General features: G+C 70.9%; 17 protein-coding genes. 6 read left to right on the forward strand and 11 right to left on the reverse strand.

What is annotated here, in order from left to right; genetic code table 11:
* Positions 1-23: 23 nt before the first annotated feature.
* The 8 genes from ACQPYA_RS18845 to ACQPYA_RS18880 all read right to left on the reverse strand — a co-directional run bounded on the left by ACQPYA_RS18845 (position 24) and on the right by ACQPYA_RS18880 (position 8,561).
* Positions 24-944: an SDR family NAD(P)-dependent oxidoreductase gene (locus ACQPYA_RS18845; RefSeq protein WP_433528405.1), complete on the reverse strand. Its 921-nt coding sequence runs from the start codon at positions 942-944 to the stop codon at positions 24-26.
* Positions 945-1,020: 76 nt separating this feature from the next.
* Positions 1,021-2,205, reverse strand: a complete 1,185-nt coding sequence (locus ACQPYA_RS18850) for an acetyl-CoA acetyltransferase (protein ID WP_433528406.1) — start codon at positions 2,203-2,205, stop codon at positions 1,021-1,023.
* Positions 2,195-3,589, reverse strand: a complete 1,395-nt coding sequence (locus ACQPYA_RS18855) for a zinc ribbon domain-containing protein (protein WP_433528407.1) — start codon at positions 3,587-3,589, stop codon at positions 2,195-2,197. The genes ACQPYA_RS18850 and ACQPYA_RS18855 overlap by 11 nt, the downstream gene beginning before the upstream one ends.
* A 17-nt stretch (positions 3,590-3,606) precedes the next feature.
* Complete coding sequence (locus ACQPYA_RS18860) at positions 3,607-4,398, reverse strand: ABC transporter ATP-binding protein (RefSeq protein ID WP_433528408.1); 792 nt, start codon at positions 4,396-4,398, stop codon at positions 3,607-3,609.
* Complete coding sequence (locus ACQPYA_RS18865; RefSeq protein WP_433528409.1) at positions 4,395-5,270, reverse strand: ABC transporter permease; 876 nt, start codon at positions 5,268-5,270, stop codon at positions 4,395-4,397. The genes ACQPYA_RS18860 and ACQPYA_RS18865 overlap by 4 nt, the downstream gene beginning before the upstream one ends.
* A 5-nt stretch (positions 5,271-5,275) precedes the next feature.
* Positions 5,276-6,199 carry an ABC transporter permease gene (locus tag ACQPYA_RS18870; protein ID WP_433528410.1) on the reverse strand — a complete coding sequence of 308 codons (924 nt, stop codon included), beginning with the start codon at positions 6,197-6,199 and terminating at the stop codon, positions 5,276-5,278.
* Positions 6,196-7,041 (reverse strand): ABC transporter ATP-binding protein, encoded by an 846-nt coding sequence (locus tag ACQPYA_RS18875; protein WP_433528411.1) that lies wholly within the window; start codon positions 7,039-7,041, stop codon positions 6,196-6,198. Before ACQPYA_RS18875 ends, ACQPYA_RS18870 begins: the two co-directional genes overlap by 4 nt.
* A gap of 2 nt (positions 7,042-7,043) precedes the next feature.
* Positions 7,044-8,561, reverse strand: coding sequence for an ABC transporter substrate-binding protein (locus ACQPYA_RS18880; RefSeq protein WP_433528412.1), 1,518 nt, complete (start codon positions 8,559-8,561; stop codon positions 7,044-7,046).
* 197 nt (positions 8,562-8,758) lie between these two features.
* Here ACQPYA_RS18880 and ACQPYA_RS18885 point away from each other — a divergent pair, with 197 nt between their 5' ends.
* The 3 genes from ACQPYA_RS18885 to ACQPYA_RS18895 are packed head-to-tail and all read left to right on the forward strand — an operon-like array spanning position 8,759 to position 10,823.
* Complete coding sequence (locus ACQPYA_RS18885; protein ID WP_433528413.1) at positions 8,759-9,496, forward strand: enoyl-CoA hydratase/isomerase family protein; 738 nt, start codon at positions 8,759-8,761, stop codon at positions 9,494-9,496.
* Positions 9,493-10,311: a VOC family protein gene (locus ACQPYA_RS18890; RefSeq protein ID WP_433528414.1), complete on the forward strand. Its 819-nt coding sequence runs from the start codon at positions 9,493-9,495 to the stop codon at positions 10,309-10,311. The genes ACQPYA_RS18885 and ACQPYA_RS18890 overlap by 4 nt, the downstream gene beginning before the upstream one ends.
* On the forward strand, positions 10,308-10,823 hold the full coding sequence (locus tag ACQPYA_RS18895; protein WP_433528415.1) for a flavin reductase family protein: 516 nt from the start codon (positions 10,308-10,310) through the stop codon (positions 10,821-10,823). Before ACQPYA_RS18890 ends, ACQPYA_RS18895 begins: the two co-directional genes overlap by 4 nt.
* Before the next feature lie 29 nt (positions 10,824-10,852).
* Here the strand turns inward: ACQPYA_RS18895 and ACQPYA_RS18900 are convergent, their stop codons facing one another.
* Positions 10,853-11,329: a MaoC family dehydratase gene (locus tag ACQPYA_RS18900; protein WP_433528416.1), complete on the reverse strand. Its 477-nt coding sequence runs from the start codon at positions 11,327-11,329 to the stop codon at positions 10,853-10,855.
* Positions 11,330-11,430: 101 nt separating this feature from the next.
* Positions 11,431-12,069, reverse strand: a complete 639-nt coding sequence (locus tag ACQPYA_RS18905; RefSeq protein WP_433528417.1) for a TetR family transcriptional regulator — start codon at positions 12,067-12,069, stop codon at positions 11,431-11,433.
* A gap of 215 nt (positions 12,070-12,284) precedes the next feature.
* On the opposite strand from ACQPYA_RS18905, the gene ACQPYA_RS18910 reads away from it, so the two are divergent.
* The 3 genes from ACQPYA_RS18910 (at position 12,285) to ACQPYA_RS18920 (ending at position 14,929) form a co-directional block, all read left to right on the forward strand.
* Positions 12,285-12,545 carry a hypothetical protein gene (locus ACQPYA_RS18910; protein WP_433528418.1) on the forward strand — a complete coding sequence of 87 codons (261 nt, stop codon included), beginning with the start codon at positions 12,285-12,287 and terminating at the stop codon, positions 12,543-12,545.
* A gap of 91 nt (positions 12,546-12,636) precedes the next feature.
* Positions 12,637-14,217, forward strand: coding sequence for a sensor histidine kinase (locus tag ACQPYA_RS18915; protein WP_433528419.1), 1,581 nt, complete (start codon positions 12,637-12,639; stop codon positions 14,215-14,217).
* 28 nt (positions 14,218-14,245) lie between these two features.
* Positions 14,246-14,929, forward strand: a complete 684-nt coding sequence (locus ACQPYA_RS18920) for a response regulator transcription factor (RefSeq protein ID WP_433528420.1) — start codon at positions 14,246-14,248, stop codon at positions 14,927-14,929.
* Positions 14,930-14,994: 65 nt separating this feature from the next.
* Here ACQPYA_RS18920 and ACQPYA_RS18925 read toward each other — a convergent pair whose 3' ends face one another.
* Positions 14,995-16,230 (reverse strand): exonuclease domain-containing protein, encoded by a 1,236-nt coding sequence (locus ACQPYA_RS18925; protein WP_433528421.1) that lies wholly within the window; start codon positions 16,228-16,230, stop codon positions 14,995-14,997.
* Positions 16,231-16,234 lie beyond the last annotated feature (4 nt).

Consider the following 16,234-nt stretch of genomic DNA (forward strand, 5'->3'; position numbering starts at 1 on the left):
CGCTTTCTGTGCGGTCCGCGCCCTCAGGCGGACGGACTGGTCGATCCGGAGAGCACCCGTTGGATCAGGGTGACCTCGTCCGCGCCGCTGTCGGGGACGATGAAGTCGTCGAGCCGGCAGATCTCGTCGATCGATTCGCAGATGTCGTCGGGGCTGGCCGGTTCGACTCCGCCGTACCAGCCGGGCGTGACGCCCAGGAAGATCCGCCCGACCCGGCCGCCGCCGACGGTGAGGATGTGTCTGTTGATCCGGCACTGCTCCGAGGCGAGGAACGTCGCCACCGCCGCGACGTGCCGCGGGTCGAACCGCCCGGTCAGCTCGCCGAGCAGATTCTCGGTCATCCGGGTCGCGGCGGTGGGCGCTATCGCGTTGACCAGGATGCCGTGGCGCGCCCCCTCCAGGGCGAGAACGTTCATCAGGCCGATCAGGCCGGTCTTGGCCGCGCCGTAGTTGGCCTGGCCGAAGTTGCCGAACAGCCCGGACGACGAGCTGGTCAGCACGATCCGGCCGGATCCCCGCTCGACCAGGTGCGGCCAGGCCGGGCGCAGCGCGTGGAAGGCACCGGCGAGGTGCACGTCGAGCACGGCCGTGACGTCCTCGTCGCCCATCTTGGCCAGGGTGCGGTCGCGCAGGATGCCGGCGTTGTGGATGACCGCGTCCAGCCGGCCGTACTCGTCGATGGCGTGCCGGACCAGACCCGCGCCGCCCTCGGCGGTGGCCACCGAATCGATCGATGCGGTGGCCGTGCCGCCGGCCGCACGGATCTCGTCGACCACCCGCTGCGCCGCGCCCGAGGAACCGGTGCCGTCGACCGTGCCGCCGACATCGTTGACCACCACCCGCGCACCACGGTCGGCCAGCATGCGGGCATGCGCCCGGCCGATGCCGTTGCCGGCGCCGGTGACGATGACCACCCGGCCGTCCAGGCTGACCCGCTCGCTCATGCCGGCACTCCGCTTCGTTCCGTGCCGCCATCAGGCACCACCGCGCTAAACCCGATGATTCGCTCGCAACGCTCGCTCATCGCTCATCCCCCAGAACCGCCACGAACGCGACACACGAACCCGGCTGGCCGCCGAGGTTCTGCGCGACCGCCAGCTTGGCGTCGGGCACCTGCCGGTCACCGGCGTCGCCGCGCAGTTGGGTGAAGCACTCGAACATCATCCGCAGCCCGGTCGCGCCGATCGGATGGCCGAACGACTTGAGCCCGCCGTCGGTGTTGACCGGCAAGGCCCCGCCCAGGTCGTACCGGCCGTCGAGGATGTCGCGCCAGGCCCTGCCCCGCGCGGAGAACCCCAGGTCTTCCATCAGCACCACCTCGGTCGGTGTGAAACAGTCGTGTACCTCGGCCAGGGATATCTCGGTCGCCGGGTCGGTGACGCCGGCCTGTGCGTATGCCTGCCGGGCCGCCTCGACGACCTCCGGAAACGTGGTGAAGTCGTAGCCGTCGGTGGCCAGCCCGGCTCCGGATCCGGCGACGAAACCCATGCCGCGCAGGAACACCGGCCGGTCGGTGTACCGGTGGGCGTCCTCGGCGCGGACCAGGACAGCCGCCGCCGCGCCGTCGGAGACGCCCGAGCAGTCCAGCACGCCGAGCGCCCCGGCGACGCGCGGCGAGTTCTCGACGGCCTCGGCGGTGACCGCCTTTCGGAACTGAGCCCGCTCGTTCAACGCGCCGTTCGCGTGGTTCTTCGTCGCGACCTTCGTCAACGCGCGACGCATGCCCCGGTCGTCCACCCCGTAGGCCCGCTGGTAGGCGGGGGCGAGCAGGGAGAAGCCGGCCGGTGCGGTCCAGTCGACGTCGGTGCCGTCGGCCGGCGGGAAGACCGCGGACAACCCGGCGAACGAGGAGTCCTTCAGCTTCTCGACACCGGTGGCCATGACCATGTCGTACGCGCCGGAGGCGACCGCGAACGCGGCGTTGCGGAACGCCTCCGAGCCGGTGGCGCAGTAGTTCTCCACCCGGGTGACGGGCTTGCCGACCAGCCGCAGCGGCCGGGCCAGGGTCTGCCCGGACATGCCCGAAGCCTGGGTGCCCACCCAGAACGCGTCGACGTCGTCCAGGGTCACGGTCGGCAGGGAGCCCACGCACTCCCGCACGGCGGCCACCAGCAGGTCGTCGGCGGAGGAATGCCAGTGGTCCCGGAACGGTGTGCAGCCCATCGCGACGATCGCGACGTCGTGGGCCAGGCGCCTACTGCCCATCGGTGATGTCCTTCCCAGGGCGGAGCTTCCAGAAGTAGTTGTGGATCGAGTCGGTGGTCCACAGCCGCCGGAAGGTCGCGGTCATCGGCATCCCGACGACCACGTCGGCGGGCGCGACATCGGTGGCGTACGCGCTGAGCCGGCCACCGCCGTCGACGTCGGCGACGACGATCGCCACCTCCGGCTCGGGCATGGTGGTCAGCCGATCCCGGGTCATCGACACGACCCGGGCGGTGCGGTCGCGCAACGAGACCTTCGCGTCGCCGTCGCCGACGAGGCCGCAGGCGGCGCAGACCCGGGCGGGCGGCGTGGTGACCGCCCCGCACCCGCCGCACCGGCTGCCCTCCAGCCGGTACTTCCAGCCGGCGCGGCGGTACATCGGCGGGGAAGCCGGCGCCGGTGCGCTCGGCCGGGCCGGGCCCTGCACGTCCAGCAGCCCACGCCAGCGCAGATAGCGGAGGTAGCCGACGGGCTGCCGGGCGGCGAGTTGGGCGCGCACCGAGGGGCCGCCCCGCGCCGAGCGCACCCCGTCGCCGACTCGCAGCACGAACGCGTCAGCCCCCTCGGTGGCCGACAGCAGCAGGATCGTCTGACCGGGCCGCGCCTCGTCGAGCGCGGCGGCCAAGAGCAGCCCCGGATGGGCGGCACCGGTGAAACCGGTGACCCGTTCGATCCGCGCGTCCTGCCCCGCGCCGCCCAGCGCCCGGCGCAGCACCACGGCGGCCCGCGTGTTCGACGACGACACGACCACCTGGTCGACCGCGTCCAGACCCGCCTCGGACAGGGCCCGGCGGGCCATCTCCATACCGGCCTCGACCAGGACCTCGGCGGTGAACCGCTCGTCCCAGACCCGGTCGTGCCGTTCCCCCGGTAGCCGCCACCGTTCCAGCACCTCGATGGTGCGGCCAGCGCGGGCGAGCAACACGGCCGCGCGGGTGCCGCCCCCGACGAACGCCGCGGCGGCATCGCCCTGCGCCAGCTCGTCGGGGGCGCCGGGCCGGGTGGTGCGCAGGTCGGCCAGGGCCACCACCGCGCCGGTACGCGCGGCGGTGTCGAGGGCGGTCGCGCCGCAGCGGTAGCCACGCAGGTCGGCCGCGCCGATCCCGGAGTCCAGCCCGACGGCCTCGTGCACCACGCCGGCCGAGGTCTTCGCCTCGTACGGCGCGCTGGTGGTGGCCAGGAAGAGATGCCGGCCCGCCGGGGCGTCGGCAGCGATGTGCCGTAACGCCTCGACGGCCATGGTGATGCTGTCCTCGTCGTACGCGGCGACACTGCGGACCGGGCCGCCCGGTGGGATCGGCCCGGTCGCGTCCAGTCGGTTGTCGTCCAGGACGTACGCCGGTAGGTAGGCTGCATAGGCGTCGAGGCCGGGCTGATCAGGCATATGTCGCGGGTTCTCCTTCAGCTCCACGAGGGGATGGCGGCGAGCAGTCGCCGCGTGTACTCCTGCTGCGGCTGCTCCAGCACCCGCCCCACGGTGTCCTCCTCGACGATCTGCCCACCGCTCATCACCGCGATCCGGTCGCACAGGTCGCTGGCGAGCATCAGGTCGTGGGTGACGAACAGCAGGCCGATGCCGAGTTCGTCGACCAGGGTGCGGAACAGCTCGACGACCTTCGTCTGCGTGGTGACGTCGAGCGCGGTGGTGCACTCGTCGGCGATCACCAGCGCGGGGCGGGTGACCACGGCCAGCCCGATGGCGGCCCGCTGCCGCAGGCCGCCGGAGAGCTGGTGGGGGTAGCTGTCCAGAACCCGGGCGGGATCGGTGATCCGCATCTGCGCCAGCACCTCCACCGAACGCCGTTCGACCTCGGCGCGGGTGATGTCCCGGACGTGGCGGCGCAGCACCTCGGCGAGCTGGCTGCGTACCTTCATCAGCGGGTTGAGGGACCGCGACGCGTCCTGGAACACCATGCCCGCCGCGCTGCCGCGGATCCGATCGGTACGGTCCAGGCCGGGTGCCACGATCACCTGCCCGGCCAGCGTGACGGAGCCCCGGTCGACTCGGACGTTGCGTTCCAGCAGCCCCATGACGGCGCGGGCCAGGGTGGTCTTGCCGCTGCCCGACTCGCCGACCACCGCGATGATCTGACCCGCGCGCAGTTCGAGGTCGACGTCGTCGAGCAGGCGCAGGTCGTCTGCGGCGAGCCGAGCCGTGACGGACAGGCCGGAGATGGTCAGCAGCTCGCTCATCGACGCCTCTTCCGCGGATCGTGGTGGGTCAGCAGCGCGTCGCCGAGCAGGTTCACCAGGAGCACCAGCAGGGTGATGGCCAGGCCGGGAAAGAACGCGATCCACCAGGCCTGGCTCAGCTCGTCCTGCCCCGAGGCCAGCATCGAGCCCCAGCTGGCCCTCGGCGGCGCCACGCCCAGGCCGAGAAAGCTCAGCGCGCTCTCCACCAGGATCGCGGTACCGACCTGTAGGGTGCCGAGCGCGACGATGGTGCCGGCGAGGTTGGGCAGGATGTGCCGCAGCACGATGCGGGTCTCGGAAGCGCCTGCGGCACGCAGCCCGAGCACGAACTGGCGTTCCCGCACGGCCAGGGTCGCCGCGCGGGTGACCCGGGCGCAGACGGCCCAGCCGGTGAGCGCGAGCACCAGGAACAGCACCGGCAGCGAGCTGCCCCGGTTCGCGATGATGGCGAGCGCGACCAGGATGAACGGCAGGGCCAGCTGGGCGTTGATGAGAATCGAGACGACCCGGTCGACCCAGCCCCGGAAGTAGCCGGCCAGCACGCCGAGCAGGGTGCCGGGCACGATCGCGACGAGCGCGCCGGCCAGGCCGATCACGATGGTCAGCCGGCCGGTGGAGACGAACTGGGTGAGCACGTCCTGGCCGAGCTTGTCGGTGCCGAGCGGATGTGCCCAGCTGCCGCCGTCGAGAAAGCCCGGCGGTTGGCGGGTGGCGTCCAGGTTCTGCCCGGTGTCGGGCAGCAGCCCGGTCAGCGGCAGCAGGAACACCAGCCCGGCGGCGACCGCCAGCGGCAGGGACAGCCAGAACACCGAGGTACGCGGGCGCCGGCCGGCTCGCCGCGACCGCGCCGGATCGAGGTGGAGTTGACTCACGGCCCTCACCGCACCCTCGGGTCGACGATCGAGTGGATGATGTCGACGAGCAGGTTCAGCAACACGAAGACCAGCGCGCCGAAGACGACGATCGCCTGCACCAGCGGGAAGTCGCGGAACTGGATGGCCTGCAACGCGAGCTGCCCGAGACCGGGCCAGGAGTACACGTACTCGACGGCGACCGCGCCGGAGAGCAGGATGCCGGTCTGCAACACGACGATGGTCAGGATCGGCATCATCGCGTTCTTGAACGCGTGCCGCCAGATGATCCGCCACCCGGCGAGGCCCCGGGCCCGAGCGGCGTCGATGTAGGGCTCGGTCAGCGCCTCGCTCATCGAGGCCCGGGTGAGCCGGGCGATGTGCGCCATCGGATAGACCGACATGGTCAGCGCGGGCAGCACGAGGTGTCTGGGTGTGCCGGACTGCCCGGCGGGTAGCCAGCCGAGATTCACCGCGAACAGCACCACGAGCATCATGCCGAACCAGAAGACGGGTACGGACTGCCCGAGCAGGGCGAGGGTGGAGGCGCAGCGGTCCCACCAGGTGCCCTCCCGGGTGGCCGCGAGCACACCGAGCGGGATGCCGACGAGCAGGGCGAGGCTCATGCCGGCGGCGACCAGTTGCAGCGTGTAGGGCAGCCGGTCGGCGATCATCGAGGTGTTCGACTGGTAGAACTGCAGTGACTGGCCGAGGTCGCCGGTGAGGACTCCCTTGAGGTAGTCGAGGTACTGCACGGCCAGGGGCAGGTCGAGCCCGAGTTCGTGGCGCAGCGCCTCGCGCTGTTCGGGCGGTGCCATCGGCCCGAGGATGGTCGTGGTCGGGTCGCCGGAGAGCCGGCCCAGCACGAACGCCAGGCTCAGCGCGATGAGCAACGACGCGAACAGCGACGCGAGTCGGCCGCCGGCACGGCGTAGGGCACTGGCCTTCATCGGCGGGACCTCCATCGCGCACCGGGCACGGCGGCGAGCAGCTCGCGGGTGTACTCGTGGACGGGGGCCACGAAAACCTGCTCGCAGGGGCCCGCCTCGACCACCTGACCGCGGTACATGACGTGCACCTCGTCGCAGAGCGAGCGCACCACGGCCAGGTCGTGACTGATCATCAGCAGCGCGGCGCCGCTGCCCGTCCGGATCTGCCTGAGCAGGGTCAGCACGTCGGCCTGGACGGACACGTCGAGGCCGGAGGTGGGCTCGTCGGCCACGATGAGACGGGGGCGCATGAGGAGCGCACGGGCGATACAGACCCGCTGTGCCTGGCCACCAGAGAGCTGGTGCGGGTAACGGTCGAGGATCTCCGGGCCGAGCCGGACCCGGTCGAGCAACTCGGCATCCCCGATCCAGGCGGTCCGCCGGGGTTGCAGCGTACGCAGCTCCCGCAGCCCGGAGCGAACCGACTGGCGCGGGTCGAGGGAGCCGTGCGGGTCCTGGAAGACCACCTGCACCTCGGGCCGCAGCCGGCGCAGCTCTCGACGACCGATCGTGGACAGCGAGTGCCCGAGCAGCCGGATGTTGCCGTGACCCCATGTGCCCAGGCCGGTCGCGGCCATCGCGAGCGTCGTCTTGCCGGAGCCGGACTCGCCGACCACGGCGACACTCGCGCCGGCCTCGATGCTCAGGGACACGTGGTCCACGGCCCGGAACACCTCGCCGGTGCTCCGGTTGCGGTGCTCGACGACGAGATCGTCGAGCACCAGCACGGGGGTCGCCGGCTCCGGGGTGGGGGGATGCTGGGCGCCGGCGCCCAGCATCCCCGTCTGCACCGCGTCGGACATCGTCAGCGGGTCGTCTTCGTGAAGTCCACGGTGTTCAAGGGACCGAACACCACACCGGTGACGCCGGGCGCGGTGGCGTAGTTGAAGACCTGCCGGTACAGCGGCACATAGCAGTGCTTGTCGACCACGCCGATGGTGTTGAGCTGGTCGTAGATCGGTGCGGCCTGTTCGGCGTCGTCCTGCTGGAGCGCCTCCTGCGCCAGTTCGTCGACCCGCGGATCGGGGCAGTTGCCGGTGATGGACTGCGTCTTCATGAAGCCGCTGACGAAGTAGTCCGGCACGGCGACGTTGGGCACGCCAGCGAAGATCGAGATGCCGGGCACCTGGCGTCCGATGATCCGCTTGACCAGCGTGCCGTAGTCCAGCGACTCGTACTTCACCTTGAACCCGGCCTGTTCAAGAGCGCCTCCCACGGCCTGCGCCACCTCTTCGATGTTGGTGTACTGAGCGGCCGGATAGGTGATCTGGACGGCCGGTGCGCCGGTCCCGACGAGTTCCTTGGCCCGGGCCGGGTCCGCGGTCACCCGCTGGGCCGGTTGCTGTCCGGGCCGGACGTTGAGCAGGCCGGCGTCGGAGACGGCGTGGCCGTCGAAGATGCCCTTGACGATCGCGTCCCGGTCGATGGCGAGGGCTGCCGCCTCACGTAGCTTCGGATCGTCGAAGGGCGCCTTGGTCGAGTCGAGGAAGGCAATGATCTTCATGGCGGTCTCGGTGCTCACCACCTCGACCCCGGCGGCCTTGGCGGCAGTGGCCTGGGCCGGCGGAAGGTCGAAGGAGATGTCGACACTCTTGCTCTGGATCAGTGCCAGCCGCTGCGCGGCCTCGTTGGCCCAGGTGAAGGTGATGCCCTCGTTCGCCGGGGGCGGGCCCCAGTAGTCGGGGTTGCGCTTGACCGAGATGTCCCGGCCAGGGTTGGCGCCCGCCCACACGTACGGGCCGGTGCCGACCGGTGCGGCGGCGAAGCCCTCGGACCCCTTCTCCTGGTAGTACTTCGGTGGCACCAGGTAGACGGTGGTGAGCAGGTCGGGGATGTTGTACTGCGGGGTCTTGGTCTGCACCACGACGGTGCCGGCGTCGGTCGCCTCGATCGAGGTGACGTTGCCGAAGTAGGACTTCAGCTGGGATGCCTCGCTGTCGCGGGTGAGGGTGATGGTGTTCGCGACCGCTGCCGCGTCGGCCTTCTCACCGTTGCTGAAGCTGACGTCGGGCCGGACCGTGAAAGTCCAGGTCGTCGCGGCGGTGCGGGTCCAGCCGGTGATCAGGCCGGTGCCGGCGGGCGCGAGGTCGGCGTCGGTGCTGATCAGGGGTTCGAGCATCGTCGCCCAGACGATCTGGGCGGAACGGGCGCCGACGATCGGGTCAAGGGTCGCGGGTTGGGCCGCGAGCAGCGCGCGGATCGGCGCCGAGTTGGTCGGGCCGGAGTCCGCCGGGTCGGAGCCGCCACAGGCGGTGAGGCCGACGCCGGTGATCGTAATGGCGGTGGCGAGTGCCAGGGTGCGCCGAGAGTGCAAGGATTTCATGATCATCATGGGTGTCCTTCACAGCGAATGGACCCGTCATGCCCCGCACAAGGCGGCGGTGACGTTCGCCACAAAGTACCGACCAGCCGGTATCAAGTCAACGGGTCGTGCGGGTATCTCGCCCGTGACATTCGCATGACAAATCCCGCCCAGCCAGCGAGATTGCCTTCATACCGACCGGTTTGTATGATGCCGGGATGGCCATCACCCTCACCCATGATCGCGACAGGCGCGTGGCCCGGGTGCGTTACGACAACGCGGCGCGCGGCAACTGCTTCGACCACCCGGCGCTGCGCGACCTCGTCGAGACGCTGGAATCCGCGGCGGCGGACGAGACCTGCGCGATCATCCACCTGGACATGGCCGGTCGACACTTCTGCGGCGGCTGGGACACCTCGTCCTTCGGCCGGCTGGCCCGCGCCACCGTGGACGAGGTCGCCGCCGGCCTCCGGGACAGCGACGCCGCGCTGCGCCGGATCCGCCAGCTGCCGGTCCCCGTGGTGGCCGGCGTCCGGGGAGAGGTCATCGGCTTCGGCGCCGGCCTGCTGCACGCGGTGCACCTTCCGGTCGCCGCAGCCAGCGCCCGGCTCTCCCTGCCGGAGGCCCGCTACGGCTTCGCGCCCGCCGGCGTCGGCCACACCATCACGCAGTCGCTCCCCCGCCCGCACGCGTACCACCTGCTGACCGGCGCCGCGGCGGCGACCGCGACACAACTGCTCGCCTGGGGCCTGGTGGCCCGGGTGGTCGCCAACGACGACCTCGACCACGAGGTGGACGCGCTCATCGACGCGCTGCTCGCCGTGCCCGGCCGGACCATACGCGCGGTGGTCCAGGTCGTCGAGTCGAGCCTGGCGACCGGGCTCCCCGATCGCGCCTACGAGATCTCCGCCGGCACCATCCTGGCGGGCCTGACCGCGCAGGGAGCGTCCGGATGAGTCAACGATTCCGGCCCGGCGAGGCCGTGTGGGTGGAACTCTGCACCCCGCACCCGGAAAGGGCCGAGGACTTCTATCGCGGTCTGTTCGGCTGGACGGTCCGCACCGAGCGCTTGGGCACCACGACGTACCGGATGTGCAGCCTCCGGGGACGCGATGTCGCCGGCATCTCCGACGCCGCCGCCCTGCACGGCGGGCGGCCCCGAGGCTGGATCGCCTACTTCTCGGTCGAGGACATCCACCGATCGGCGGCCGAGGCGGTCGCACTCGGTGGCGAACTGGTGACCCCACCGCGCTACCTGCCCGCCGCCGGCAGCGGCGCCGCCGTCATCGACCCGTTCGGCGCCGCCTTCGGCCTCTACCAGGGCGAGTCACGGGCCGGGGTGCAGATGCTCAACTCGGTCGGCGCGCTGTGCTGGAACGAACTCGACACCGGCGAACCCGCCCAGTCGGTGGCCTACTACCGGGCGCTGTTCGGCTACACCACCCGTGAGCGCCTCGACGGTCCGGCCGCACGCCCGTACACCCTCCTGATGCTCGGGGACGTGCCGGTCGCCGGTGTCCTCGAACTGGACAACGACTGGCCCAACCTCATCCCGGCCAAGTGGATCACGTACTTCGCGGTGGCCGACCTCGACGACGCCCTGACCCGGGTCTGCGCCCTCGGCGGCACGCCGACCATCGGCCCGGTCGACAGCCCGTACGGACGGCTGCACCTGGTGAAGGATCCCGGCGGACACACCCTCTGCCTCATCCGGTTGGAAGGCGGGCTCCGCCCAGAACACCACTCCTGCGAGCCGGCGGTGACCCGATGATGGCCCAGCCCCTGTTCGACTCCACCCAGTTCCGCCAGGTGTGCGGGCACTTTCCGACCGGTGTCACGGCGGTCACCGCCGTCACCGCCCGCGGAGTCGTGGCCGCGCTGACGGTCAACTCGTTCACCTCGGTGTCGCTGCGACCGGCGAAGGTGCTGTTCTGCGTGATCAGCTCCTCGTCGAGCTTTCCGATCCTGATGGAGTCCGAGCGCATCGCGATCCACATCCTCGGCCAGGACCAGGAGGACGTGGCGCGGCGGTTCGCCACCTCCGGCCTGACCGGTGCGCAGAAGCTCGACGGGATCTCCTGGGTGCCCGGCCCCGACGGGGTCCCGCTGTTGCCCCGCACCCCGGCGATCCTGGCCGGACGCCGGGACGAGGTGATCACCAGCGGTGACCATGTGATCGTCGTGCTCGACATCGACCATGTGCATCTGAAGCCGTCGAACGTGCCGGCGCTGTCGTTCTACCGGGGCCGGTTCGTCGCGCCCGGCACGCCGGCGGCCGAGTGACCGCCGGCCCGCCCCACCGTGCACCTCGTTCAGGCGTGGTACCGGAACAGGATCTCGGCGACACAGCAGGTCGTCGAGTCCTGCGCGAACTCCACCACCACGGCCGCCTTGGCCTGCACGCCGTCGTCGGTCCCGGCGATCGGCGCGGCGGAGACCAGCGTCGCGGTACCCTGGATCGGCACGCCGGGTGGCAGCGGCCTGACGAACCGGACCCGGTCCAGCCCGTAGTTGACCCCCATGGCGAACGTCTCCACCTCAAGGATGTCGGCGAGCAGGCGCGGAACGAGCGCCAGGGTCAGGAAGCCGTGCACGATCGTGCTGCCGAACGGCCCGGAGCGGGCCCGCTGCACGTCGACGTGGATCCACTGGTGGTCCCGGGTCACCTCGGCGAACCGATCGACCTGCTCCTGGGTCACCACCTGCGGCTCGCTCACCCCCAACGGCCGGCCGACCAGGCTCAGCAGTTCACGCGGGGTGGGCACGATTGTCCGTGACGGGGTTCGCATCTTCGGATCACTCCGTTTCCGGTCAGGGTGTGGTGACGGCGGAGCCGGGACCTTAACATACCGACCGGATGGTATGGTCCGCTGGCCGACACGGCCGGCGGTCAGTTGGCGAGGCCCTCCAACACCATCGCGCTGAACTGTCGCGCCACCTCGTCCACGCTGAGCGGACCACCGACGTTGAGCCACTGGTACGCCCAGGCGCACATCCCGACCAGACCGAAGGTGACGATCCGCGGATCCACGTCCGCCCGGAATGCCCCCTTGGCGAGACCGTCCTGGATCATGCCGGCGAAGGCCGCCTCGACCAGGTCACGCTTGCGGGTCACCTCGGCGAACAGGTCGCCGGTGAGATAGCGCCGCTCCTGATAGAAGATCGTCACATGCGCCCGGTACTCGGCCACGCTGGTGAGGCTGAAACGGATCAGCTCCGCGACCCGGACCTTCGGGTCATCACTGCCGACCTCGATCTGCTGGATCGCGGCCAACTGCGCCTCCAGGTACTCGTCCTGGATATGCCGCAGCAGGTCGTCCTTGCTCTCGAAGTGGTGGTAGAAGGCGCCCTTGGTGAGCCGGGCGTGGTCGGCGATCTCCTGCACCGACGTGCGGTCGAAGCCACGCCGTTCGAAGAGTTCCAGAGCACTCGTGATCAAGGACTTCCGGGTGTTCTCCGGGTCGTAGCCGTCGGGCCAGCGCTGCCGACGCCGGGTCGTCCCTGGCCGGCTGGATGTCGCACGAGCCATCTGTGGCCTCCGCCTCCCGTTTCCGCTGATGATAATCCCGACATCCTACCGCCCGGTCGGAAGGTACGAGGCCCCGATCCCGGGCGGACAGCGGCAACCCCCGGCGTTCGCACACGGCACGGGGTACGGGTCAACGAAAGTGTGACGGCGGCCCCGGTGCGGTTCCGTCGTCCGCCGGACGCGCACCGGGCCGGGCCGCGGCCACACTGTCGGGCATGACAACGACGGCTGCCCTGGTGCTCGGCATGGTCGGAAGCGTGATGCTCGTCGTCGCGCAGTATCTGCGTCGCCGGGCGTCGAAAATGACCGACCGCGGCGTGGCGGCCTCCGCGGCGCTGCACACGGAGGTGCGGGAGACCCTCGACCGGAAGGGCTGGACGGCATCGGTCAAGATCTACCGGACGCGGACCGGCGCCGGGCTGCGGGAGGCGCACGACGCGGTCGGCCGGATCGCCCGCGACGGCACCGAAGAGTGAGGACTACTCCGATGATCACGGCCGGTATCAGGCAGCTTTCCCGCCTCGCCGTCGGTGCGGCCGGGCCGGGCGGCGATCGGCGGGTCCACTGGTGACGGCCAGCTGGGCGGGCCGGTGGCGCGAGCAGGCCCGCCGGACGGGGACGTGGCGTCTGGTCTACGAGATCTCCCTGGTGGTGCTGGTGACCGTCGCGGCGACGGTCGGGGCGGCCATCGCCGGCTGGTATCCGTGGGCACCGTGGCTGGTCGGGCTCTCCACGCCGATCCTGATGGTGCTGCGGCTGACGTACCCGCTGGCGGCGTACCTCGCCGCAGCGCTGGTCGGCCTGGGCACCGGTGGACAGAGCAGCCTCCTGCTGGTGGTGCTGAGCGCGTCGGTCAGTTACCGCGTCGCCCGGTGGTGGCAGGTCACCGCCGCGCTGGCCGTGGCCTGGGCCTGCTACGTGGTCGCCATCGTCTGGGAAGGCCCGCTCAGCGTCGAGCTGGCCGTCGTGCTCTCGGCGATGTTCGTGATGCTGGCGGTTCTACCGGCCGGTGTGGCGCGGATGGTCCGGCGGCGGCGGACGCTGCTGGCGGCGATGCACCAACGCAACGTGCAACTGCACAGTCAGCAGGGTGAGGTCGCCCGGCAGGCACAGACGCGCGAGCGGGCCCGCATCGCCCGGGACCTGCATGATTCGCTGGGGCACAAGCTGACCCTGATCTCGCTGTACGCCGGGATGGTGCGTAGCGCCGACGAGGAGCACCGCGCCGAGGCCGTCGACCTGGTACGGCAGACGTCCTCGGCGGCGATGACCGATCTGCGGCAGGTCCTCGGCATTCTCGGCGAGGGGGACAGCCAGTCCTCCGTACGGCCGCTGTCCGGGCTGGACGAACTGGCCGAGCAGGCGCGGGCCTCCGGCGCCCAGGTGCAGGTCGTCCGGGAGGGGCCGCCTCGGCCACTGGCGACGCTGACCGAACACGCGGCGTACCGGGTGATTCAGGAGGGCCTGACCAACGCGCTGCGGCACGCCCACGGCGGCGCGATCGTGCTGCTGCTGCGGTTCGAACCGGACGCGCTGGTCGCCGGGGTGACCAACACCGCCGGGCAGCGGCTCATCCGCTCCACGTCCGGGCAGGGGCTGCTGGGGTTGACCGAACGCGTCCGGATCGCCAACGGCGTGCTCTACCACGGCCCGACACCCGACGGTGGTTTCCGGCTGGCGGCCACCCTGCCCTATGCGGGCGACGGACACCCCACGCCCGCCGCCGAGCACCGCCCACCGCCGGCCACCGGGGCCCAGGCCGACTTCGCGGCCCTGATGGACCGTGACCGCCGTCGCTCCCGGCTCGTCCTCGCGGCCACCGCGCTCTCCATCGCCGGCTTCCTGGCGCTGTGCCTGGCCGGGGTCTGGCTGCTGATGGCCTTCGTCGTGGTGGATCGGGAGACCTACGACGCCATCCACATCGGCCAGCCAGAAGACGAGGTACGCGCCCTGCTGCCCGACGCCGACGCCGCGATCACCGATGTCACCGGCGGCCGGACCGTGCCCGACGCCACCTGCGTCGACTACCCGGCGTCGATCCTGGACCAGGTGGGACCCGACTCCGGCGCTGGCCGCAACATCTACCGGTTCTGCTTCCGCGACGGCATCCTGATCGACAAACAGGAAATTCAAGACCAGCGGCCATGACCTCCCGAGGCCGACGAAGGACGATGCCATGACCGACCCGCTGCGGGTCCTGCTGGCCGACGACGACTCCCTGATCCGCACCGCGATCAACGCGATCCTGCACCCGGCGGCCGACATCGACCTGATCGCGCAGGCCGCCGACGGCCGGGCCGCAGTCGACCTCGCCGTGCGGCACCGGCCGGACGTCGCGTTGCTGGACATCCAGATGCCGGCCCTCGACGGCCTGGCGGCACTCCGGGAGATCCGTCGCCTTGCCCCCGGGATCCAGACGGTGATGCTGACCACCTTCGGCGAGGACGACTACGTCGCGCAGGCCCTCGCCGCCGGGGCGGCCGGTTTCCTGCTCAAGGAATCGGCGGCCGACGAACTCGCGTACGCGATCCGCGCCGCCGCGGCGGGCAACGCCTACCTCTCGCCGAAGATCACCCGCCAGGTCCTCAACCGGCTGCCCGCCGCGACCGCTCGACCCGACGAGGACCTCGCCAAGGTCGGCATGCTCAGCAGCCGGGAACGCGACGTCCTGATCCTGCTGGCCCAGGGACTGTCCAACGCCGAGATCGGCCAGCAGCTGTTCGTCTCCGAAGGAACCGTCAAGACCCACGTGTACCGGGTGTTCGCCAAGCTCGACTGCGAGAACCGGGTCCAGGCCGCCATGCTCGCCCAGCGTGCCGGCCTACTGGAACCGCCGAACGCCCCGACACCCGGCCGATGACCTCGGCAGGGCCGAATCCGCGAACCGAGGGCTGCTGGGACGTCCCGGCGCGCTTCTGTCGTCCATCAGCGCGCTGGGGTCGGCTTCGCAAGGCTGGCGAGCATCTGCCGGTAGGCGGTGGGGTGCACGATCGGAATGCCGTACCGACGGGCCTTTTCGGCTTTTCCGGACATGCTGTCGGGGTCGGCGGCAACGAGAAGTCGTGTCTTCTTCGTGACGCTGTCGCCGACGAGAAGGCCGGCTGCTTCTGCCTCTCCCTCCCATTCCCACCGTGGTGGCCGCATCGCGCCGGTGAAGACAACCATGTCGCCTGGCGCGAAGCTCCACTGGTTGGAGCGAAGCCCTTGCTCGGGACTGCTGCCGTTCATCGCGCTCTGTAAGGCGTGGTCTGCGTCGGATCGCGGGAGACCCAGCAGGGCGGCGACCTGGTTCAGGTCGTGCCGCTCGGAGGCTGTCACGACGCCGTCCTCGGCCGCGGCCCCGGCGAGGTCGGCCAGGTAGCTGCGGTGAAGGTGCTCGACATCGACGCGGGCGAGCCCGAACGCCTCCGCCGTGGCGACCAGGGCGTCCGCCTCGGTGGACGAGATGTGCCGGTCGAGGAGCGCCTGGTCAAGCAGGTTCAGGTAGGCGTCGCCCTTTGGTTCGTGCAGCCGGGGCAGTCGATCGACGAGTCGGGCCAGGAAGTGTTGTTCGCGGTGGCCGGCTGTCCGGCGGTGGACGGGGACCACCGGTGCGACCTCCATGGGTGGCCACGGAAGCCCGGCCGCCGCCGTGATCGCGGCTTCCCACGGAGGTGGGGCACCGGCTGATGTGAGGTACCGGGCGAGCAGTTGGGCGGCTGCCCGGGCATCATGCAGCGCGGAGTGCGCCCGGTACGGCGGCAGACCTGCCGCCCGGCAGCAGTCGTGCAGGCTACGTCCGGCCGACGGCAGGAAGTGCGATGCCAGACGCATGGTGCATAGTCCGTCGGCGGGGTCGATCGGCGCCTGGACTCCCACCCGTTCGTACTCGGCAAGCAGAAACGATGCATCAAAACGAAGGTTGTGCGCGGCAAGAACACGGCCGCGCAGCAGCCCGGCGACATGTCCGGCGAGTTGCTCGAACCTGGGCGCCCGGCGGGCCTCGGCAGCGGTTATGCCGTGGATGAGCTGCGGACCGAGATCCCGGCCGGGGTTGACGAGACTGCACCATTCGCCGGTGACCTGACCGTCCTCGTCGAGGTGCACCACGGCGACCTCGACGATCCGGTCGTGCCAACTGGTCCGCAGACCCGTGGTCTCCAGGTCGATGACTGCGTACATATGT

It is taken from the genome of Micromonospora sp. CA-263727, from assembly GCF_050942455.1.
Lineage (GTDB): Bacteria > Actinomycetota > Actinomycetes > Mycobacteriales > Micromonosporaceae > Micromonospora.